Origin of the sequence: Microbacterium marmarense (assembly GCF_037204165.1) — a bacterium.
GTDB lineage: Bacteria > Actinomycetota > Actinomycetes > Actinomycetales > Microbacteriaceae > Microbacterium > Microbacterium marmarense.
In genome coordinates this window covers 273755-295150 of the sequence record NZ_JBBDGL010000003.1, presented here as the reverse complement: position 1 = coordinate 295150, position 21396 = coordinate 273755, and the positions used below count along the sequence as shown (strand labels likewise).

18 protein-coding genes are annotated in these 21396 nt (G+C 64.0%); 6 read left to right on the top strand and 12 right to left on the bottom strand.

Annotation, left to right across the window (positions count from 1 at the left end):
- Positions 1–97: 97 nt before the first annotated feature.
- From WDU96_RS11630 to WDU96_RS11600, 7 genes are all read right to left on the bottom strand, one after another.
- Positions 98–2350 (bottom strand): cell wall-binding repeat-containing protein, encoded by a 2253-nt coding sequence (locus tag WDU96_RS11630; RefSeq protein WP_337338678.1) that lies wholly within the window; start codon positions 2348–2350, stop codon positions 98–100.
- A 50-nt stretch (positions 2351–2400) separates the two neighbouring features.
- Positions 2401–3525, bottom strand: a complete 1125-nt coding sequence (locus WDU96_RS11625) for a glycosyltransferase (protein ID WP_337338677.1) — start codon at positions 3523–3525, stop codon at positions 2401–2403.
- Between the two features lie 4 nt (positions 3526–3529).
- A complete protein-coding gene (locus WDU96_RS11620; protein WP_337338676.1) occupies positions 3530–4969 on the bottom strand; it encodes an LCP family protein in 1440 nt (479 codons plus the stop codon).
- A complete protein-coding gene (gene purE / locus WDU96_RS11615) occupies positions 4966–5433 on the bottom strand; it encodes a 5-(carboxyamino)imidazole ribonucleotide mutase (RefSeq protein WP_337338688.1) in 468 nt (155 codons plus the stop codon). Before purE ends, WDU96_RS11620 begins: the two co-directional genes overlap by 4 nt.
- Before the next feature lie 111 nt (positions 5434–5544).
- Positions 5545–6681, bottom strand: coding sequence for a 5-(carboxyamino)imidazole ribonucleotide synthase (locus WDU96_RS11610; RefSeq protein WP_337338675.1), 1137 nt, complete (start codon positions 6679–6681; stop codon positions 5545–5547).
- Between the two features lie 48 nt (positions 6682–6729).
- On the bottom strand, positions 6730–7323 hold the full coding sequence (locus WDU96_RS11605) for a PH domain-containing protein (RefSeq protein ID WP_337338674.1): 594 nt from the start codon (positions 7321–7323) through the stop codon (positions 6730–6732).
- Between the two features lie 94 nt (positions 7324–7417).
- Positions 7418–8215: a biotin--[acetyl-CoA-carboxylase] ligase gene (locus WDU96_RS11600; RefSeq protein WP_337338673.1), complete on the bottom strand. Its 798-nt coding sequence runs from the start codon at positions 8213–8215 to the stop codon at positions 7418–7420.
- Positions 8216–8319: 104 nt separating this feature from the next.
- On the opposite strand from WDU96_RS11600, the gene WDU96_RS11595 reads away from it, so the two are divergent.
- Together WDU96_RS11595 and WDU96_RS11590 are read left to right on the top strand one after the other, a co-directional pair.
- Entirely contained in the window at positions 8320–9909 is a 1590-nt protein-coding gene (locus WDU96_RS11595; protein ID WP_337338672.1) for an acyl-CoA carboxylase subunit beta, read from the top strand.
- Positions 9906–10133: an acyl-CoA carboxylase subunit epsilon gene (locus tag WDU96_RS11590; protein WP_337338671.1), complete on the top strand. Its 228-nt coding sequence runs from the start codon at positions 9906–9908 to the stop codon at positions 10131–10133. Before WDU96_RS11595 ends, WDU96_RS11590 begins: the two co-directional genes overlap by 4 nt.
- 240 nt (positions 10134–10373) lie before the next feature.
- Here WDU96_RS11590 and WDU96_RS11585 read toward each other — a convergent pair whose 3' ends face one another.
- From WDU96_RS11585 to WDU96_RS11570, 4 genes are read right to left on the bottom strand one after another with little or no spacing between them, the layout of a single operon-like run.
- On the bottom strand, positions 10374–11420 hold the full coding sequence (locus tag WDU96_RS11585; protein WP_337338670.1) for a hypothetical protein: 1047 nt from the start codon (positions 11418–11420) through the stop codon (positions 10374–10376).
- Entirely contained in the window at positions 11417–12664 is a 1248-nt protein-coding gene (locus WDU96_RS11580) for a sensor histidine kinase (RefSeq protein WP_337338669.1), read from the bottom strand. Before WDU96_RS11580 ends, WDU96_RS11585 begins: the two co-directional genes overlap by 4 nt.
- Positions 12654–13316, bottom strand: coding sequence for a response regulator transcription factor (locus WDU96_RS11575; RefSeq protein ID WP_337338668.1), 663 nt, complete (start codon positions 13314–13316; stop codon positions 12654–12656). Before WDU96_RS11575 ends, WDU96_RS11580 begins: the two co-directional genes overlap by 11 nt.
- A gap of 9 nt (positions 13317–13325) precedes the next feature.
- Entirely contained in the window at positions 13326–14663 is a 1338-nt protein-coding gene (locus WDU96_RS11570) for a class I SAM-dependent RNA methyltransferase (protein WP_337338667.1), read from the bottom strand.
- 23 nt (positions 14664–14686) lie between these two features.
- Between WDU96_RS11570 and WDU96_RS11565 the strand changes: the two genes are divergently transcribed.
- Positions 14687–15367, top strand: coding sequence for a Maf family protein (locus WDU96_RS11565; RefSeq protein ID WP_337338666.1), 681 nt, complete (start codon positions 14687–14689; stop codon positions 15365–15367).
- Between the two features lie 78 nt (positions 15368–15445).
- Entirely contained in the window at positions 15446–17212 is a 1767-nt protein-coding gene (locus WDU96_RS11560) for an acetyl-CoA carboxylase biotin carboxylase subunit (protein ID WP_337338665.1), read from the top strand.
- Positions 17213–17246: 34 nt separating this feature from the next.
- Here the strand turns inward: WDU96_RS11560 and WDU96_RS11555 are convergent, their stop codons facing one another.
- A complete protein-coding gene (locus WDU96_RS11555; RefSeq protein WP_337338664.1) occupies positions 17247–18695 on the bottom strand; it encodes an NAD(P)H-quinone dehydrogenase in 1449 nt (482 codons plus the stop codon).
- 101 nt (positions 18696–18796) lie between these two features.
- Between WDU96_RS11555 and WDU96_RS11550 the strand changes: the two genes are divergently transcribed.
- The gene (locus tag WDU96_RS11550) at positions 18797–19630 is read left to right on the top strand and encodes a purine-nucleoside phosphorylase (RefSeq protein ID WP_337338663.1); all 834 of its coding nucleotides are present in this window, start codon (positions 18797–18799) and stop codon (positions 19628–19630) included.
- Positions 19627–21348, top strand: coding sequence for a phospho-sugar mutase (locus WDU96_RS11545; protein WP_337338662.1), 1722 nt, complete (start codon positions 19627–19629; stop codon positions 21346–21348). The genes WDU96_RS11550 and WDU96_RS11545 overlap by 4 nt, the downstream gene beginning before the upstream one ends.
- Positions 21349–21396: the final 48 nt, after the last annotated feature.

Genomic DNA, 21396 nt, shown 5'->3' with positions numbered 1-21396 from the left:
ACGCACTCGCCTGAGTCCAGACCGAGCGCGCTCACTTGAGTCCTGACGGAGCTCGCTCAAATGAGCCGCCACGACCACCGTGACGGCTGGCATGGGCTCAGCAGCGCGTCGATGAGGCAACCGCGCTTGTCAGGCTTGGCTCCCCTCCCAAAAGGGTGAGGCCGCTAACGTTGGCATTCACGAGCCAGTCTTTCGTCGACGATCGAATACACGTCTTGGGTGTTGTCAGCAACGGCCATCCCTGCTGTGCGGCGAGCACGGCGCCCGTGAGCGCGTCAGGGAACAGTTCCCCACTGGCCAGGTACGCACCTGAAGCTCCCTGAGGGTACGCCTCTGCGACCAACATACGGCCGGTGTCATAGCGATCAATTCCGCCGTATTTGCTGTCGACCGCGATGCCTGCGTTCGCTATTGCCGAGCGGATGCCTGTGCTGACGGCTTTCTCATCTCCCGCAACAATGACGCGTGTGATGCCCCAGTCCTTCATAGCCAAGACCGTCACCGGATCAGCAGATGAGGCCGCGCCGTTTACGAGAACGACAGGCCTGTTGAACGCGCCGCCGAGACCTGCGGCAACAACAGAGTCCGGGAAGTTTGCCCCCGTAGCAACGTACGCGGTCGTTGCCGATTCGAAGAACATCCCCGCAATCATGCGACTGGTTTCGTAGCGATCGACACCAGCGACCCGCTCAATCTTGGCAGTCGGCGCGATGATCGCGATCGCCTGAGCGAGTGCCCCAGAGATGCGGTCCTCGCCTCCGATCAGGTAAATCGTCGCTGGGGAAAGGCGCTGAACTTCTTTTCCAACCGAATCACGCAGCTGGTCGGGCTCGGTGAGCAGCAGAGCAGCATCGGTGACTCCCGCAGCAGCGCCAGCACCGAGCGCGTCTGGGTAGTCAACACCGCTGGCGATGAAGAGCGTGTCGGTGCCGGACGGATACGCCTTCTTCGACACTGCCACCGCAGTGTCGTACCGCGACTCGCCAGAAATCCTAGTCGAGGGGAAGGTCACCGGGTCGTAGGTCGACAGGTAGTCGCTGTGTGCCCAGTAGGACTTTCCCGACACCGTGATCCGCCACCACACGCCGTATTCCCCGGTGCGCGTCGCGGTGTCACCCTGGCCAAGCTGTATGCGACCGGTGTCGCAAGCGGTGGTGGGCGCTGTGCGCACGTTCAACGCGCTGACGGTGACATACACTGACCCGCTTGCTGGCACGACGCTCGACTCCGACGGTTGCGCGCAAGCGTCTGTGCCGCCGGTCGGGGTGTCCGTCGACGGTAGCGTGAGGTACTGCGAGGAGATCCATACGGTTTTTCCTGAGAGCGTCGCTCGCGTCCAGGCGCCATACTGTCCGGTGATCGAGACCGTCGCTCCCTTATCGATCTGTGTGATGCCCGTCGTGCAAACGAGCGTGGGGGCCGAGCGCACGTTCAGGTTGTCGATCTTTACGGTCGCGGTACCAGTTCGGCTGGAGATGTCCGCGGTGAGCGGCAGCTGGCACGCTGGTGTCTGTGCAGGGGCGCCAGTCGACGATGACGCGCCCGGATCAAACCACGCGACGTAGTAGTTGTAGAAGTTGCGGTTTCCGTAGGTTGAGCACGTGTCACCAGTGCCCCAACCCGCTGAAAGCGCCGCGACGTTCGCTCGGTAGGGCGTGTAAATGTAGAGGTTCGCGGTGGCCTGATTCTGGATATACACCTTCGAAGTGCCACACGAACTGTTGGGGTGCCACTGAATCGTGTTGATCTGGCCAGCCTTGTAGTTGTACCAGGAGGGATTCTGTGTGTACACCTGCATCTGGCGGGCAGCGCCATACATCTGGTTGAAGAAGCCCGCTTGGCGCGGATCACAGGCCGCGGTGTCGGGGCAGGACTGCCCCATCGCGGCACCATACATTGTTGACGATGGAGCGGTCGACGTCACGAGGCCCTGCTCTTTTTGCAACATCACCAGCAATACCTTGGGACTGATACCGCAAGCGAGCGCAACCTTGTTGATGATGGTGGCCGCGCTCACCCCCGTCTGCGCGCTCAACGCTGAGCAGTATTTATCCGCCGACTTGGCTGCGATGTCGGCCTTGTATGACTTGAGACAGGTGTAGCCCGATGCGCAATTGCTCACCTTGCTGTTCAGAAAAGTTTGAATCTGCGTAGCGTTCATCGAATCGCCGTCGAAGAACGCAGCGTCGCTGATGATGTACCCGCCCTCGAGAATCGATCCAGGCAGATCGGCCGCTTCGGCGTCTGACGTCGGGGCGACGACGAGCAGCGCGGCGATCAGCACACTTGTGAGGAGGGCGGCGAGAGCTTTCGCGCGCGCGGGGAGAGTGCTCTCGAGCAGGGTAGGCATGTGGCCATTGTGGCGGATGTGAAAGCCGTGCACCAGTCCGAATGAAGAACCTACAGTTCCGCGTGCAACTGCCAGACTCTCTCCGCCGCCTCGTTCCATGAGAACGAACGCCCCCGGTCGGCCGCCATCACGGCCAGTCGGTCAGCGCTAGCGGTTGATTCCAGGGCGGTAGACAGCGCCTCGCCCAGACCATCGCGAAGCGTCGGTGCATCCGCACCCGAGATGATGATGCCGCCGTCGGCAACGACTTCGCTGAGCACCGGTGACTCGACGGCCACCAGCGGCACACCGAGCGCGAGCGCTTCAACCACTCGCCAGGGAAAGGCCGTTCTGCGGGAAGGCGCAACGAACGCCAGCGCTCCCCCAAAGACGGCAGCCCGGTCGGCCACATCGAGCGAACCGCGCACATGCAGTCGGTGCTCAGGCACCCCCGCAGCCGAGGCGAGATCCGCGATCGCCGGTTCAGCGCCGTCAGCCACATCGAGAACCACGACGGGAAGATCGATTCCAGACGCAGCGATGCCACCGAAGCCGATGTCAAGAGCTGCGGATTCGCCGGGCCCACCCGACATCAAGAGAAACCCTTCGGGCAGACTCAGAACACGCCGCCGTCCGATCTCGTCGGACGGCACCCGGTAGTTCTGCGGCGCCGCGCCAGAAATCACCCGAATGCGTTTGCCGAGCTTCGCGATGCTTGCCAGCCGGTCTGCAATCGCATGAGTGGGCACAACGACGGCGTCAGCGTGCTTCACAGCCCGTTTCAACATGGCTTTGTGCCACGCAACCGTGTTGCGTGAATACTCATCGGGTGACTCCCAGGGGCCCAGATCCCACAGTGTGACGACCGTTTGATCGTTGTCGTGAGTGCGACTGTGGCGCACCAACGGCGCGAAAAGGGTCGGCGAGTGGATCATGCCACCCCCAATCCCCGTGCCGACACCCAGCTGCAGCGCCGCTGCGAGCTCGCGTCGCGCAAGTGCGGTGCGTTGCACTCCGACAAGTCCCGACACGTCTTCGAGCTCACCGCTTCCGCCCGCTGGAGCTATCGCTTCAACGACGCAGCCCTCAGGGGCACGCCGCACGAGCGCTGCCGCCAACTCTCGCGATGCTTCCCCGAGAATGGGGTCTGTGGGCGCGACGACCTGGTCGAGCATTACCCGCAATGTGGCGACCATCTGATCAGCCCTCCGGTGACGGTGTCGGCGGGTGCAACGCCGAATTCACCAATTCGTGAATGTAATCGAAGTCCGGGGCGTACTCGTCAACGCCGCCCTCGGGCGTCAACTCGATCGTGTTGATCGGCTGGTCCTGCGCTTTGAGGGCAAGATCGGCCAGCGTGGGAATAAGTGACTGAGGCAGGTCGGTCTCGACGATGTCGGCGCCAGCTTCAGCGACCTCCTGGAAACGAGTCAGCACGGTCTGCGGGGTGAACTGAGCAAGCATCGCCGCCTGCAGTTCGCGCTGACGTTCCATCCGGTCGAAATCACTCGTCGTGTAGCGAGAGCGCGCGTACCACTGCGCCGTCTCGCCGTCCATGTGCTGTTCACCGACCTCAATCCAGCCAGTCGCCCAGTCGTCGGCGGGCTGACCTTCATAGGCCGGGCCACCCCCCTCGGGAAGCCGCTCATCGACGGTGATCGTCACGCCGCCGAGCGCATCGATAAGAGCTGCAAAGCCGTGCATGTCGATGAACACGTAGTACGGAATCTCGATGCCGAGAATGCCCTCAGCAGCATCCTTCGTCGCCTCGATTCCCGGCGCCGAGCCACTGGCGGCCGCATCGGGATAAAGCGCGTCACCATCACGGCACACCTCTACCTCCGTCTGCAACTGGTTGATGCCGCTGCCCCAGCCACAGCTTGAATCCGCGTAGCCGGTGTGTCCGTCGGGGTACAGATCTTGCATCGGGCCCGCCGCAAACGGAAAGCCGGGCATATCTCGAGGGATGCCGGTGATTGTCGTTGCCCCAGTTTCGGCGTTGACCGACACCACCGAAATGCTGTCGAATCTCATCGAGTCGCGACCTTCACCGCTGTCAGCGCCGAGTAGCAGGATGTTGTAGTAGCCGTCTGATGGGGGCACCGAGGCGGCACTCGCGCCGAAGATCGCGCCCAGCGTCTCGCGGGCCGTGCCCGCTGCCGAGGCTGCATATACCGCTCCTCCGCTGGAGAGCACGAGAAGAGCTGCAGCCAGCGCGGCGATGCCGACACGCGCGAAGGCTTTTGCCTTCACGAGGCGCACGAGCCGCAGCGTGTCGATCGTCAGCACGAGCCACAGAATTGCGTAGGCAACGCAGACAGCCTGCGCGAGCAGCAGCACGAACCAGTTCGTTGCCAGCGTCAAAAACACCTGCTGCCACAGCAGTGCGACCAGCGCGACCAGCACGAGCGCAACCCACATGCCGAGCGTTGCGCCGAGGCCGATGCGACCGAGGCGACGGTTGCCCGCGAGAGCTTGCGCCGAGCCGGGGATCAAGAAGTTGAGCAGAACCAGCCACCAGCCGCGACGCGACATGACCGCGGGCACCGACGAGTCGGGATACCGCATCGGCTGCTCTTGGATCAGCCCCTGACGCGATGAGCTTCCCACGCTCTCACGGGGTGGGCTTGCGACACTCACAACGACTCCTTGAGCCGCCGGTTCTTCTCTTCGACCTGCCCCTCGAGCGAGCGAGCGTAGGCCTCCACAGCGTCGCCAACCGATTCGTCGGAGGCGCCGAGAATGCGCGCCGCCAACAATCCAGCGTTCTTCGCACCGTTGATCGAGACCGTCGCAACAGGAATACCCGCTGGCATCTGCACGATGCTCAGCAGCGAGTCGAGCCCGTCGAGCGTCGACAGCTGCACGGGCACTCCGATCACGGGCAGCGACGTCAACGACGCGAGCATGCCCGGCAGATGAGCAGCGCCACCTGCGCCCGCGATGATCGCTTTGAGGCCACGGCCACGAGCCTCACGACCATAGCTGAGCAGCTTGTCGGGAGTGCGGTGAGCCGAAACCACCTCGACTTCGTGAGGAATTCCGAAATCTGTCAGTGCTTGACTGGCGTCGCTCATGACGCGCCAGTCAGAGTCAGAACCCATCACTACGCCCACCAGCGGGGCGTCGGAAGCATGCAGTGGCACAGTCACCCGTCCAGGGTAGGTCGCAAGACTGTAAGAACCCCGCAACGGCGCGCTTGCCTGCGTGACAAGTCAGTCTTCGAAGTGGGATGCCGCGGCTCGCGCCTGATACGCGACGTCGTCAAGGTCGTCGCCGCTCACCGTCACATGACCGACCTTGCGACCGGGCCGCGGCTCTTTGCCGTAGGTGTGGATCTTTGCCGCGGGGTGTTCAGTCATCACCGCAGCGAACCTGCTCTCGAGTGAGTCACGTCGCGGGCCGCCAAGGATGTTCACCATCATTGACCAGCCGGCACGGGCCGAGGTGTCACCGAGCGGCAGATCGAGCACCGCCCGCAGGTGCTGCTCGAACTGTCCGGTCACGGCGCCGTCTTGTGACCAGTGCCCGCTATTGTGCGGTCGCATCGCGAGTTCGTTGATGAGCAGCCGTTCGTCCGTGGTTTCGAAGAGCTCGACCGCGAGCATCCCCGTCACACCAAGCCCCTCAGCGATCGCGCGACCGATCTCACCCGCCACCGATGACAGCCGGTCGCTGGCGTGCGGCGCCGGTGCGATGACTTCGGCGCACACGCCCTCTCGCTGCACGGTTTCGACCACGGGATACACCGCAATCTCTCCGGAAGGGCGCCGAGCCACCTGCTGCGCGAGTTCGCGCGAGAAATCGACGAGTTCCTCGACCAGCAAAGCACCACCACGGGCGTCTTCGGCGAGTGCAGCGAACCAGTCCTCGGCTTCGGTCGCCGCGCTGATGACACGCACACCCTTGCCGTCATAGCCACCACGCGGCGTCTTGACCACGGCTCGACCACCGTGCGCGTCGAGAAACTCCTGCAATTCGGAGGTGCCCGAAACCGCAGCCCAATCAGGTTGCGGCATGCCGAGCTCGGCCAGTCGTGCGCGCATGACGAGCTTGTCTTGGGCGATACCGAGAGCGGCCGGCCCCGGGTGAACCGCCACACCGGCGTCGACAAGCGCGCTGAGCACGTCTTGGGGAACGTGCTCGTGATCGAAGGTGATGACGTCAACGTCGCGTGCAAAGCTCAGCACGACTTCGGCATCGTGATAGTCGCCGACCTGGGTTGCTGCGAGCGAGGCCGACATGCTCTCCTGCTCGGCGAGCACCTCGATCTCGATACCGAGTTCAACGGCAGGCGCGATCATCATTCGGGCGAGTTGGCCGCCACCGACGACTCCGACTTTCAATGACATGACTCCATCTTCTCTCACACGTGCCGACGACATCGCCGGGCAGGCGCGTCAGCCCTGCGGCGGAAGCGGCGGGAGCGGGGGAACAGGCGGAATCTGCGGCTCGCTGGGGCCTGACTGTGCATCGCGGTGAGCGAGAATCTGGCTGACTTCCACCTGATCAACGAGTGTCTCGTGCACGAGGAGCACGTTGGGCACGTTGACCAGCCGCATCGGCGCATCGGCGCCATTTGACAGCGTCAGGGTGCCGGTCCCCCACATCCGCTGAATGAGTCCCCGCTTCATTTGGATCGTGTAGCCGCGCACGTGAGACAACTCGCGGCGGCGACGGCGCAGCATCCCGGAGCGCTCAAGAACCCGTTGAGTGGTGACGGTGTACAGCCGCGATCGCCAGTGAAGAAATGGCACCAGAACGAAGAAGAACACCACCGTGCCCGCAGCAGCGAACAGCATCCAGTCTTCTAGACCGGCTGGAAGATTCGAGTAGAAGTAGCCGCAGGCCCCCGCTACCGCGATGAGCACGAGAGCAGACCAGAAGAGTCGCCGGGCATGTGAGCGCATTTTCGCAATGCGCATCTCAGCGGTCGCAGGCGCGCCAGGGGCAGGAAGGTAGGGCCGTCCGCCGTAGCTCACCGGTTGCGTCATGCTCCCATTGTGGCGTCCCCCGGCGACACCGCCCGATGCCACGCCCGAACGCGCCCGAGCAGAAACCGGTCGTCAGCGCTCGTGCACCACGTCGTCAGCGCACATGCACGACGTCGCCCGCTGCCACCGCCGTCTCAGCGCCATCGCTCGTCACCACGACGAGACACCCGTCTGACGCGATCCGTTGCGCTCGTCCGCGCAACACCGATTCGTCTGGCAGAGACACCGCGACCTGACGCGAGAGCGTCGTGCAAAGCGCCTCGACCTGCCCCACGATGCCCGCTGCACCCGCATCGCCCGCAGCCGCTGCCAGTGCGCCTAGAGTCCCATCCAATGCAGCCAGGTAGTCTGCGACCAGCGCGTCGTCGTCGCAGTCGACTGCAAGCACGGCGAAAGAGGTCGCGCTCGGTACGGGCAGCTCATCACGCGCCATGAGCGTGTTCACTCCGACCCCCACCACGATCGAATCAGGGTCGCCGAGAACGACTTCAGCCAGAACGCCACTGATCTTCGCTCCATCGACCAGAACGTCGTTCGGCCATTTGAGTCCCGCGCTATGAGTGCTGCCCCGCAGCTGAGCTGCGACGGCCCTCGCCATCGCGGCGCCAGCAAGCAATGGCACCCACCCCCGTGCCGCTGCGGGAATGTCTGCAACGCGCACGAGAGTAGAGATCGCCAATGCTGTTCCCGCGGGGGCGGACCATTGCCGACCCCGCCGGCCGCGACCGGCGCGCTGATCTGTCGTCAGCAGCACGCCGAGGTGCGGCCACTCGCCGGGCGCCGCGATCACCCCTGAAACCAACTCCGCATTGGTCGACGCGCTGAAGGGCAGCACCTCGACACGTGGGCTGATCGCGGCAGTGCGCGGATACGACGAAACGCCATCTGACATAGCCCCCACGCTACTCGCGGGTTAGGCCATCCCACAGCCGGATGCACCAGCCCTTGTTGAATATCTCCAAGTCATCCGGCGTCACCGCCGATAGTGTGGAACGCGTGACCGATCAGCCCGACCTCTTTACCACCGCCGGCAAGATCGCCGACCTCCGCGCTCGCTATCAAGAGGCGGTCGTAGACGCCGAGAAGCTGGCACACGACAAGCAGCACGCCAAAGGCAAGCTCACCGCGCGCGAGCGGGTTGAGCTGCTCGTCGATCCCGGCAGCTTTGTCGAGCTCGATGAGTACGTGCGACACCGCACAACAGCGTTCGGCATGGATCGCTCGCGTCCCTATGGCGACTCGGTCGTCACCGGAATCGGCACGATCCACGGACGCACCGTCGCGGTCTATTCGCAAGATTTCTCCACCTTCGGCGGTTCGCTCGGCGAGGTCGCCGGCGAGAAGATCATCAAGGTCATGGAATACGCGCTGCGCAGCGGCATCCCGATAATCGGAATCCTCGACTCCGGCGGCGCCCGTATTCAAGAGGGCGTTGTTGCGCTCGGCAAGTACGGCGAGATCTTCCGGCTCAACACACGCGCCTCGGGCGTGATCCCGCAGATCTCGATCATCATGGGCCCTGCCGCGGGCGGCGCCGTGTATTCACCCGCACTCACCGACTTCGTCATCATGGTCGACAAGACGAGCCAGATGTTCGTGACCGGACCCGACGTCATCAAAACCGTCACCGGCGAAGACGTCGGCATGGAAGAGCTCGGCGGGGCTTACACCCACAACACCCGCTCGGGCGTTGCGCACTACCTTGCCGATGACGAAGACGATGCAATCGACTACGTGCGCACCATGCTCGGGTTCCTTCCCGACAACAACATGGCTGAGCTGCCCGTCTATGAGAACGGTTTCGAGTTCGAAACGACGGATGCTGATCGCGCACTGAACTCAATCATTCCCGACTCTGCCAATCAGCCCTACGACATTCACACGGTCATTCGCGGGATTGTCGACGCCGAAGATTTCCTTGAGGTGCAGCCGCTGTTCGCGCCCAACATCGTGATCGGGTTCGGCCGCGTCGAAGGTCGTTCGGTTGGAATCATCGCCAACCAGCCGTCGCAGATGGCGGGCACCCTCAATATCGAGGCGGGCGAGAAGGCAAGCCGCTTCGTCAGGTTCTGTGACGCGTTCTCTATTCCCATCGTCACGCTCGTCGACGTGCCCGGCTACCTTCCCGGCACCGATCAGGAATGGACCGGCGTGATTCGCCGCGGCGCAAAGCTGCTCTACGCGTACGCGGAAGCAACAGTGCCCCTCGTCACGGTGATTCTGCGCAAAGCATACGGCGGCGCCTACATCGTCATGGGATCAAAGCAGTTGGGCGCAGACATCAACCTGGCGTGGCCCACCGCCGAGATCGCAGTCATGGGCGGGCAAGGCGCGGTGAACATTCTGTACCGCGGCGAGATCAAAAAGGCCGAAGAAGCCGGTGAAGACGTCGCGGCAGTGCGCACCCGCCTTGCGAACGAGTACACGTACAACGTCGCATCCCCGTTCTTGGCAGCCGAGCGTGGCGAGCTCGATGGGATCATCGAACCCGCGCAGACTCGCGTGTCAGTCGCTAAGGCGCTGCGCTCCCTTCGCGGCAAGCGCGCGAGCCTTCCCCCCAAGAAGCACGGGAACATTCCGCTGTGACCGAGCACGAAGCCGCAGCCGAGACCGGTCTCACGATCGACATTCTTCGAGGCACGCCGAATGACGCTGAGCTTGCAGCGCTGATGGCCGTCGTGAGCGAGGCGTACACTTCGGAAGCCGCGGCAGCAGTCGTCGAAGTCGAGCCCGCCCGCAGCGCCTGGTCGCTCTCTCAGCGTGGCCTGCGAGAGCCGTTGCGCCGCGAGTGGGGGTGGGCGCGGGGCTGAAGTCGCCGAATCGGTCGAAATCGGACCGATTTGTCCCCCAAAGTACCTACATACAAATACCCAGCGGCCGGGTCATACTTGAACTGCTGGAACGCTTCTGCGTTCGGCCGACCTGCTTCACCGCACTGCGTGAAGCCCAGGTTCGGCCCTTGCGGACGGTTTTCGGGTAACTGTCTGCTCTCAAGATGAGGGGCGGGCGGCTTCGCCGCCCCTCATCTTTCTCTCTAGCTCGTTGCTCTTCTAACGCGTGGCGTCAGCGTGCAGAATCTCGTGCCAGAGGTCGACAGCGTCTTCGTCGCTCGGGCCTTGATCAGACGCGGAACGGCCCACCACCGTCACGGCAACCGTTGCGTTTCGAGAGGTGCGCACGTACAGCCGATCAGATGTCGATGTGTGCAGGATCGTCGCGAGCTGCGCTCGAATCGCCTGCAGTGCGGTCTCGTCAAGTGCGTCGAGACCACCCTCGTCAAGCACAGTCACGGTCGCGCCTCGGCGCCGTGCGCGCTCAAGCTCCTGCTGCACAGCGTCATCGATCAGTCGCGGACCGCGCATTTCATCGCGCAGCCGGCCCTCTGCCACACGAGCTTCCACGCGCTCTTCCTCGCTGAGATCTCCGCCGGTCTTCACCGTGCGACCCAACACCGGGCCCGCAACGGCGAGAGCCCGCTGCACCTGCACACGTCGCTCGCGCTGCCGCACGAGGTGCGAGGTCTGCCACGCTGACGCTGCACGCTGCAACTGAGCGAGCCGATCAGTGTCACGGGCGGCACGGTCCAGGGAACGCACGAGAAGCTGCGCGACAGCAACCCAGACGATCGAGCCGACCAGACCCAGGCCCAGCGCCGCTGGCGCGCCCATCCAAGCAATGGATCCTGCCGCAAGCAACGCAATCCCGAACCAAGCAACCCATGGGCTGTGCCGAGACATCACGACCGTCATCAGCGCACCAATGCCACCGAGGTACCAGGTCGCGAAAGATGCTGTCACCAAGTCAGGCCCCGCTGCCACCGCCACGGCAGTCGGAACCACTCCCGCGCAGGTCAGCGCAAGCACCCTTGCCAGCAGCGGAAGCCGGTTCGGAGGAATCGATCGACCTGAGCGCGAGAGCTTGCTCGACGAGCGAGGCATCCACAGAATACAGAGCAACGCTGTCGCGAGGTAGAACGCCAACACGGCGATCGCGAGAATCGGCTCGGCAGGTGTCGACGTCCACCACATTCCGCGCACAGCCAGATACACGGTGAACGCCAGCCCGAGCGTCGTGAGCACATTGCGCACGCTGATCATGCGACGCCCCTCCGCCAGGTGATGAGAACCGAAGTTCCTTCCTCGGTCGAATGGATGTCCGCGCGACCGCCGACCGCGGCCACCCTCGCGATGATCGAGGCCTTGATCCCCAATCGATCATTGGCGACGTTGTCAAGATCAAAGCCACCGCCGTTGTCATGCACCGATATCTGCATCTCGCCCTTGCGGTCTTGCACGCTCACCGCCAGACCTACTCCGTCAGCATGCTGCAGAGCGTTGGCGATGCCCTGAGTGGCGGCGAGAGTGAGCGCTCGGCAGATGCGGCCAGGCACCGGCTCGGGGTTCTCGGCGGCAATGAGGGTCACCGGTACATTAGCGCCAAGATCGCTCACAGCAGCTTCGAGATCGTGCGCGATCGTCGCGGCATCTCCGGGCGCGTCGCTTCCTTCGCGGGGATCCTGCTCGGTGTTCGCCAAGCGCGTGAGGGCGTCGCGCGCCATACCCGCTGAAAGCGTCTGCTCGCGGGGCGTGTGTGCGCGCTCAGCGGCGATCAATGCCGCAAGCACGCTGTCGTGCATGAGGGCGGCGAGCTCGGCTCGCTCTTGCTCGACGGCTTCGGTCGCCGCAGCATCCGCGTATGACGACACGGCGCGCGCCCGCGTCTCATCGACATTCGCGGCCATGGAGCGAAACAACCATCCGAGTGCGAGCAGCACCCCGCCAAGAATGAGTGCGAACGATACGTCAAGGCTGGTGGCGAAGAAATTCTCGCGCGAGAACTCGCCCTCGATCACGCGCACTACGCCGAACATCAGCGGCACCAGAATCGTCCAGACGATCTGTAGTGGGAGCGGAAAGGCGATCACCGCGGCCAGCGTCGCAACGTTCACAAGAAACCAGATCCACGGCTGCACCGTTGGCGGTGGCACGATACCGTCAGTCGCTACCGGCCACAGAGCCAGCAGCACGACGTAGGCCACCGCGAACAGGGCGCCACCGGCCCGCATGCCTCGGCCGATCAAACAGGTGAGAATCAGCACCGCGAGCGGGACGAATGCCAGCAGCATCAAGGGCAAATGCCACTGGGGAAGCTGATCTGTCGAATCGATCGCGAACAGAAACGACTGCAAACCCAGTACGAGCGACCCAAGACCGGCGGCGAACGTGATGATTCGCTCCACGCGGGTGCGTGTGAACGACCCGATACCCTGCGTCGCTTCGCGTGTCGAGGGAATCTGCTCCCACGCGCCGTCCAGCATCGATGATGAAGTGTCAGCGGCCACTCGCGGCCTCAGAATCCATCAGTATTCCGTCTTCCATCGCGCGACGCAGCAGGTCGACTTTCGTCGGTGCGGGGCGACCCACTTCGACATATTTAACCCGCACTCTCGTGATGTTCTCTTTCGCCGTCGAGTAGGCGATCCCCAGACGATCGGCCACTGCTTTCAACGGCAACCCGGCGGCGTAGAGGCGCAGCACATCACGTTCGCGCGCTGAGAGTTGAGCGTCAGCAAAATCGATGTCACCTTCGATCGCGCTTGCCCATTCCACGTTGTGGAGAAGCTCACCCAGGGCGACTGCGCGAATCGCCGCAGTGACGTCATCAATGGGCGACGACTTGCTGACAATGCCCGCGGCGCCCGCGGACAGCGCCTCGCGAACTGCGGCAGGGCGATCCGCCACGCTGTGGATGATGACGTGAGACCCGTCGCCGACAAGTTGGCGCACATTCTCGGTCACCGTCGTGCCGTCGCCCAGGGTGAGATCCAATACCACCACGTCGGCGGGTAGGGCGGTGTGGCTCTCGCACCAGCGCAAATACTCGGGCACAGAGCTGCCCGAGAACACGACGCGCTCGGTACCACCGCGCGCGCAGGCGGCTTCAAGCCCGAGTCGCACGGACTCGTGATCGTCGATGAGTGCAACGCGTGTCATGCGGTCACTCTATCGAGGCGCGGCAGTGCGCGTGAGCGTGGCAATCGCCTCGACGTGGTGCGAGTTCGGAAACAGGTCGAGCGCGTCGACGCGCGGGGTCTCGTAGCCCGCTTCACGGAAGGTGGCGAGATCACGAGAGAGTGCCACTGGATCGCACGCAACATAGACGATTGCTGTCGGCGAAAGGTCGGCCACTCGCTGCACGACTTCGCGTCCGGCACCCGCACGCGGCGGATCGAGCACCACGACGCCCCGCGAGAGCTGCTCGCGGTCGGCGGCGGTGGCGCTGGCCTGAAGGGCTTTGAGCCAGCGATCCACCCGGCCGGTTTCGGCGCGCGCGCGAGAGAGTCCCGAGAGGTTCGCAGCGGCATGTTCAGTGGCACGCGCGCTGGATTCAACCGTGGTCACCCGAGTTGACTTTCCGCCGAGAGCTGCGAGGGTCGCGGCAAACAGTCCCACGCCGCCGTAAAGGTCCAAGTGATGCGCGTCAGGGTCTATGGCTGCGCCTTCGGGCTGGATGCTACGCAGGGCGTTCTGCAACGCCAATGTCAGCGAGTGCGCCGCCAGACGGTGCACTTGCCAGAACCCGACCGCGTCGACTTTGAAGTCCTTGCCGTTGACGCTCTCGACGACGACTTCGCGCACGGCGCGTGCGTTGGCTCCGGAACGGGGGCGGGGCGCTCGCTCATCGGGGCGTGCCACAACGCGCACCCGCCCGTCTGCGGCCTGAACCAGATCGATGCGACCCGGTGCGCCATCCGACAGTTCTTTGGCCGCTTGCTCGATCGCTTCGGTGGCGAGGGGGTATGAATCGACGTGCACAACGCTGTGGGTGCGCGCCGCGTACGGCCCTACGCGCCCGTCAGCGTCGACATGCAGGCTCACGCGAGTGCGCCACCGAGTGCCATCGGGTGTTTCTTCGTCGCGCACGACACCGTCGCCATCGAGAATGGGGGTAGCGGGAACAATCGACGCTGGCACGTCGAGCCCCCCGAAACGCTTCAGAGAATCGGTGAGCACCTCGAGCTTCAACTCGCGCTGATGAGCGAGCTCAATATGACCGAAATCAGCGCCACCCGGGCGCTGCTCGGGGGCGAACTCGATGTCTGCCTGGCGCCACACGTGCGACTGGCGGTGCGGCGAAGCATCCAAGACTTCAAGCGCTTCTGCCCGCCAGAACGACTTCTTGCGGGTGTCGACAAGTCGCGCACGAATCCTTTCGCCGGGAAGAGCGTCGGGAACGAAGATAACTCGCCCCTCATGGCGGGCGACGAAAACGCCGCCGTGGGCGACGCCCGACACATCAAGGTCGATAAGGTCGCCAGCGTTCTTTGTCGATTCAGTCACGACTAGAGCCTACGGTGGGTCACATGCGTGTATGCCTTGCTTCCACCTCGCCTGCTCGCCTGATGCTGTTGCAGCAGTTCGGCATTCGACCGCTGACCGTGGCTCCCGACGTCGACGAAGAAGCCGTGATCGCCGCGGTCGAAGCGAGCGAAAGCCGCATTCTTGCCCCCGACGAGCACGTCTTGCTTCTCGCTCGACGCAAAGCAGCCGATGTTGCCGCTCGTCTGGCCGACGACATTCCCGACTTCGACGGCATTGTGATCGGGGGTGACTCAATGTTCGAGTTGAACGGCGAGGTACTCGGAAAACCGCACCTTGCTGCTCGCGCACGCGAACGCTGGCTTGCCATGCGGGGGCAGACCGGCGTGTTGCACTCCGGCCACGCCGTCGTGCGCATCACACCAGACTCGGCACCACACGAAGTACACGCGGTCGCCGAAGCCGCTGTCACGTTCGCCTCGGATGTGAGCGACGACGAGATCGACGCCTACGTCGCGACCGGAGAGCCACTCCAGGTCGCTGGAGCGTTCACGGTGGACAGTCTGGGCGGCGCGTTCATCACTCACATCGCGGGTGACCCCTCGACGGTCGTCGGCATGTCGGTTTCGACCCTTCGAGCGCTCGTGCGCGAGCTGGGAGTGTCGTGGACTGACCTCTGGCACACCGTTGACCCTTCGGTGCGCCAGGGACACGCCGAGTTGTAGCTACCCGCAAAGGTTATCTGCCGCTTCTTGTACGAACCAGTGAAAAACGAACGGCATACCCTCGGTAGGCTGGCAATCATGCCTCAGATCGCCAAGGTGCTCATCGCAAACCGCGGCGAGATCGCCGTCCGTGTCATCCGTGCCGCCCGCGACGCGGGCAAATCCTCGGTCGCCGTCTACGCCGATCAGGATCGCGACGCCATGCACGCCCGCCTCGCGGACGAAGCATATGCACTTGACGGCAGCACCAGCGCCGAAACCTACCTTTCGGTAGAGAAGATCCTCTCGGTCGCTCGGCGCTCTGGCGCAGACGCCATTCACCCTGGCTACGGCTTTCTGGCTGAGAACGCCGACTTCGCCCGCGCGGTGATCGCCGCTGGCCTGGTGTGGATCGGGCCCTCCCCCGAGGCGATCGAATCACTCGGCGACAAGGTCACTGCCCGCCACGTGGCCGAAAAGGTGGGTGCCCCGCTCGCGCCCGGCACTCCCGGGCCTGTCGCCGATGCATCCGAAGTACTGGATTTCGTCGCCGAACATGGTCTTCCAATCGCGATCAAGGCCGCGTATGGCGGTGGCGGTCGCGGCCTCAAGGTTGCCCGCAAAATCGAAGAAGTGCCCGAACTGTTCGAGTCCGCAACCCGTGAGGCGATCACCGCCTTTGGACGCGGCGAGTGCTTCGTCGAGAAATATCTCGACAAGCCCCGCCATGTTGAAACCCAGTGCCTCGCAGATGCCGCTGGCAACGTCGTCGTGATCTCGACGCGCGACTGCTCGCTGCAGCGTCGCCACCAGAAGCTGGTGGAAGAGGCGCCAGCCCCCTTCCTCACCGACGAACAGAACACCCTGCTTTACGAATCGTCAAAGGCGATCCTGCGCGAGGTCGGCTACGTGGGCGCTGGCACGTGCGAGTTCCTCATCGGCGCCGACGGCACCGTCTCATTCCTAGAGGTCAACACGCGACTTCAGGTGGAGCACCCTGTCTCTGAAGAGGTCACCGGCATCGACCTCGTACGCGAGCAGTTCCGCATTGCCGAGGGCGAAGAGATCGGCTACGGCGATCCAGTCGCTGAGGGACACTCCATCGAGTTCCGCATCAACGGCGAAGACGCCGGCCGAGGGTTCCTTCCCCAGCCCGGTCCCATCCATGTATTCAAGACATTCGGTGGGCCCGGCATTCGTCTTGACTCAGGAGTGACCGCAGGCGATTCTGTCAGCGGCGCGTTCGACTCACTGCTCGGCAAGATCATCGTCACCGGACGCACCCGCGCCGAAGCGCTGGAACGCTCACGTCGAGCACTGGACGAGTTCGAAGTGGCCGGCATGCCGACGGTCTTGCCGTTTCACCGCAAGGTCGTCCGCGACCCCGCTTTCACGGCAGAAGCTGGCCAGTTCGGTGTGTTCACCCGTTGGATCGAAACAGAGTTCGTCAATGACATTCCGGCTTGGGACGGCGAGCTCGAGGCCCCCCAACCCGCCGAAGCACGGCACACGGTTGTGGTGGAGGTGTCGGGTAAGCGGCTAGAGGTCAGCCTGCCTGATCGCGTCGCGACGGCGAGCGCAGCGCCAGGCCGCCCGGTTGCGGTGCCGCCCTCGCGGCGATCACACGAGAAGTCTGCCACCGCTGGCGCGTCCGGCGACGCCGTGAAGTCTCCGATGCAGGCGACCATCGTCAAGATCGCCGTTCAAGACGGCCAACAGGTTGTCAAGGGAGATCTTGTCATCGTCCTTGAGGCGATGAAGATGGAACAGCCGATTCAAGCGCACAAAGACGGTGTCATCGGCGCCATCAACGCGGCTGCTGGCACCACGGTGGCAGCAGGACACCAACTGCTCACGATCAGCTGACCGCGCAACGCGTCGCGGCGGTCCGCCGCCGCACTCACGGTCCGTATATCGCGTGATCCACCACGTGCATGGCACGGGCGGCGTCGGTGATGCTGCCCGAAAGCGATGGGTAGACGGCGAAGACCCTCGACATTTGATCGACGGTCAGACGCCGTTCAACGGCAATAGCGACCGGATAGATCATCTCTGATGCGCGCGGGCCGACGATGACCCCGCCGACCACGCTGCCACTGCCCTGGCGAGCAATCAGCTTGACGAAGCCATCTTTGATGCCCATCATCTTCGCGCGCGGATTCGCCGCGAGAGGAAGCTTGTGCACGACGGCATTGATCAGACCGTCTTCGATGTCTTTCTCTTGCCAGCCGACAGTGGCAATCTCTGGCGCGGTGAAGATGTTTGAGGTGATCCGTCGCCGCTCCAGCGGGATCACGACGTCGCCGAGGGCGTGAAACACCGCTGTGCGCCCCTGCATCGAGGCGACCGAAGCGAGGGGTACGAAAGTCGTGCAGTCACCGGCGGCGTAAATGTTGGGCACCGAGGTGCGTGCAACGCGGTTGACTTGGATGTGACCTGAGGAAGTCATCTGAACGCCCGCTTCTTCGAGCCCGATGCCCGCGGTGTTCGGGATCGAGCCGACTGCCATCAGACAGTGACTGCCTTCGATCTGACGGCCGTCGCTGAGCGTGACCAAAACACCATCGCCCTGCCGCTCGACCTTGTCTGCCCTCGACTTCGACAGCAGCGTCATGCCGCCGCGCTTGAACACTCGCTCGATGACCGCCGCTGCGTCCTTGTCTTCTCCCGGCAGAACCTGGTCACGGCTCGATACCAACGTCACTTTCGAACCGAGGTTCATGTATGCCCCGGCAAACTCAGCGCCGGTCACGCCGGAGCCGACGACGATGAGATGCTCAGGAACGGATTTCATGTCATACAGCTGAGTCCAGGTGAGGATCCGTTCACCGTCAGGCATTGCGCTCTCTAGCTCGCGCGGCGACGCGCCCACAGAAACGACGAGCGTGTCAGCTTCGATCCGGTCGAAATCAGTTCCGCCGCGCTCGGTCGAAACGACTACCGCGTTGTCGTCTTCGATGCGCCCGTAGCCCGACACGATGCGCACACCCGCCTCAGCGAGCGATGCCCGCATGTCGTCGGATTGCTGACGAGCAAGTGAGAGCAGTCGCTTGTTGACCGCGGAGAGGTTGATCGCAATCTCAGGCTTGAGCGGCCTGCCGTCGCTGCCCTTCGCGAACAGCTGCACGCCGAGGTCACCGGCACCCATGATGGATGCCATCGCATCGGCTGTTGCAATCAATGTCTTCGACGGCACCACATCGGTGATCACCGCAGACCCGCCGATGCCCGCCCGTTCGACAATCGTCACCTCGGCTCCCAGTTGAGCAGCAGCGAGTGCTGCTTCGTAGCCGCCGGGGCCGCCACCGATGATCGCGACGCTCTGTGTGCGCTCGAAGCTCAAAGACATGCCCCCTATTCTCCCCCGTCGGGCAGGGCTCGTGAACCAGCATGCCCACCCAATTGCGCGTCGTGCTGGCCTAGGCCGCTCACAGTTCCTAAAGTGGGGGCATGTCCGACATCCTCAGCCACCCGCTCGACGACCCTCACACCGACCCTTTTGAGGTTGCTGCGACGGCGGCGAGTGACATCGCGCGCCTCACCGGCATCGAGCGCCACGACATTGCGCTCACCCTAGGCAGTGGATGGGGGAAAGCCGCCGATCTCATCGGCGAGACCAATGCGATGTTCCCAGCCACCGAGGTGACGGGCTTCAGCGCACCCGCACTTGCCGGCCACGCCGGCACCCTGCGCAGCGTCACGACGCCCAAGGGCAAGCACGTGCTCGTCATCGGCGCCCGCACCCACTATTACGAAGGCCACGGCGTCCGCCGGGTCGTTCACAGCGTCCGCACCGCGGCCGCAACCGGCGCGCGCACCATGGTGCTGACCAACGGCGCTGGCGGAATCAAACCCGCGTGGAATCCCGGTCAGCCGGTTCTCATCAGCGACCACATCAACCTCACCGGCGACTCTCCCCTTGAGGGCGCCACCTTCATCGACTTGACCGACCTTTATTCGACTCGGCTACGCGACCTCGCACGCACCGTCGACGCGAGCCTCGACGAAGGCGTGTACTGCCAGTTCCGCGGACCGCAGTACGAGACGCCTGCAGAAGTGCGCATGGCTAAGACGATCGGCGGCCACATCGTCGGCATGTCAACCGCACTCGAAGCCATCGCGGCGCGACAGGCCGGCATGGAGATTCTCGGGTTCTCGCTGATCACGAATATGGCCGCAGGCATCCAGACGACTCCACTCAGCCATCAGGAAGTCATCGATGCGGGCCGTGAAGCAGAACCCGTTATCTCGTCGTTGCTCGCACGTGTGATCGGTGCGCTGTGAGCGACTCGGGGGCTGGCGAACCGACGAGCATCGACGGCCCGGAACTTCTCGAACGCGCAGCTGCCTGGCTCGCGCAAGACCCTGACGGCGAGACTCGCGCAGAACTGCGAGGCATCATCTCCGCCGTCGAGTCCGGCGATGCCACTGCCACCGCTGACCTTGCCGATCGTTTTGATGGGCGGCTGGCATTCGGCACCGCAGGACTGCGCGGAGAACTCGGCGCTGGCAGCAACCGCATGAACCGTGTGCTTGTCAGCCAAGCCGCCGCGGGCCTGGCCGCGTACATCCTCGAAAAGGCGGGGACGGATGCTGATGCCGCCCTGGCGCCCATGGTTGTGATCGGCTACGACGGACGCCGCAACTCCGATGTGTTCGCGCGAGATTCTGCAGAGATCTTCGCGGGCGCGGGCCTGCGCGTGATGCTGCTGCCGCGCATGCTTCCCACTCCGGTGCTCGCCTTCGCGGTGCGCGCGGTGGGCGCTGCCGCGGGAGTAATGGTGACTGCAAGTCACAACCCGCCGAATGACAACGGGTACAAGGTGTATCTGGGCGGCGAAAGTGACGGGTCTCAGATCGTGGCGCCAGCGGATGCTGAGATCGCTGCCCATATCCAGCGAGTTGCCGACACCACTGCCGTAGGAGATCTCCCTCGCTCTCTCGCGATCGAGACCGCGCCAGAGTCACTCATCGACGCCTACGTTGCTGCGACGGCAACGGTCGCAACCGCCCCTCCCAGCGCCGAGGGGATGCGCTGGGTGTACACCGCTATGCATGGCGTCGGGTGGGAGACGCTCTCTCGGGTTCTCGATGCCGCTGGCTACCCCGCCCCTACTCCTGTTCCGGCCCAGCTCGAGCCAGACGGCACCTTTCCTACCGTGGCGTTCCCGAACCCTGAGGAGCCCGGCGCGATGGATCTTGCGTTCGAAGCGGCGCGCGACTCAGAGGCCGAACTCATTATCGCGAACGACCCCGACGCCGATCGGCTCGCGGTGGCCATTCCCGATCCGACCGCTCAGAGCCGTTGGCGACGTCTCAGCGGCAACGAGATCGGGCTGCTGCTCGGCTGGCGCGCCGCCAAGCGTGCAAGCGGTGCCGAGGGCGAGTCGCTGGCATGTTCGCTTGTCTCTTCACCGGCCCTCGGCGCTGTAGCCGAGCACTACCAACTCGACTTTCACACGACGCTGACCGGCTTCAAATGGATCTCGCGCGCTCCGGGCATGATCTACGGCTACGAAGAGGCACTCGGCTACCTCGTGAATCCCGGCACTGTGCGTGACAAGGACGGCATCTCGGCGGCGGTGGCAATGCTGGGCATGGCCGCCGAGGCTCGCGGCGAAGGCAGGAGTGTTGCTGATCTTCTCACCGAGTTTGGCGAGACTTTCGGGTGGTTCGCCAGCGACCAAGTGTCAATCCGCGTCGACGACGTGTCGACGATCGCTCGCATCATGTCGGCCCTGCGCGCCGAGCATCCAAGCAAAATCGCTGGAACCGGAGTGGTTCGAGTCGATGATCTGCTCACCGGAGTGGACTCGCTCCCCAGGGGCGACGTATTGCGATTCTGGCTCGATGATGGATCAAGAGTGATTGTGCGCCCGAGTGGCACCGAGCCCAAGCTGAAGGCCTACCTCGACGTGCGTGCCGACTCGCAGGATGCCGCGAATGAGCGCGTCGCTGCGGTTGCGAAGAGTGTACGAAAACTCTTCGGCAAGCTGAGCTGATTCCCTCAGCCAGCGGTGTCTGAACGCCGTGATAATGTCAGCGTCGCG

Bases quoted from the DNA above. Each gene is read 5' to 3' on its own strand.
- WDU96_RS11630 (WP_337338678.1), bottom strand. From the start codon at position 2,350: ATGCCTACCCTGCTCGAGAGCACTCTCCCCGCGCGCGCGAAAGCTCTC.
- WDU96_RS11625 (WP_337338677.1), bottom strand. From the start codon at position 3,525: ATGGTCGCCACATTGCGGGTAATGCTCGACCAGGTCGTCGCGCCCACA.
- purE (WP_337338688.1), bottom strand. From the start codon at position 5,433: ATGGGTTCTGACTCTGACTGGCGCGTCATGAGCGACGCCAGTCAAGCA.
- WDU96_RS11610 (WP_337338675.1), bottom strand. From the start codon at position 6,681: ATGTCATTGAAAGTCGGAGTCGTCGGTGGCGGCCAACTCGCCCGAATG.
- WDU96_RS11605 (WP_337338674.1), bottom strand. From the start codon at position 7,323: ATGACGCAACCGGTGAGCTACGGCGGACGGCCCTACCTTCCTGCCCCT.
- WDU96_RS11600 (WP_337338673.1), bottom strand. From the start codon at position 8,215: ATGTCAGATGGCGTTTCGTCGTATCCGCGCACTGCCGCGATCAGCCCA.
- WDU96_RS11585 (WP_337338670.1), bottom strand. From the start codon at position 11,420: ATGATCAGCGTGCGCAATGTGCTCACGACGCTCGGGCTGGCGTTCACC.
- WDU96_RS11575 (WP_337338668.1), bottom strand. From the start codon at position 13,316: ATGACACGCGTTGCACTCATCGACGATCACGAGTCCGTGCGACTCGGG.
- WDU96_RS11565 (WP_337338666.1), top strand. From the start codon at position 14,687: ATGCGTGTATGCCTTGCTTCCACCTCGCCTGCTCGCCTGATGCTGTTG.
- WDU96_RS11560 (WP_337338665.1), top strand. From the start codon at position 15,446: ATGCCTCAGATCGCCAAGGTGCTCATCGCAAACCGCGGCGAGATCGCC.
- WDU96_RS11555 (WP_337338664.1), bottom strand. From the start codon at position 18,695: ATGTCTTTGAGCTTCGAGCGCACACAGAGCGTCGCGATCATCGGTGGC.
- WDU96_RS11550 (WP_337338663.1), top strand. From the start codon at position 18,797: ATGTCCGACATCCTCAGCCACCCGCTCGACGACCCTCACACCGACCCT.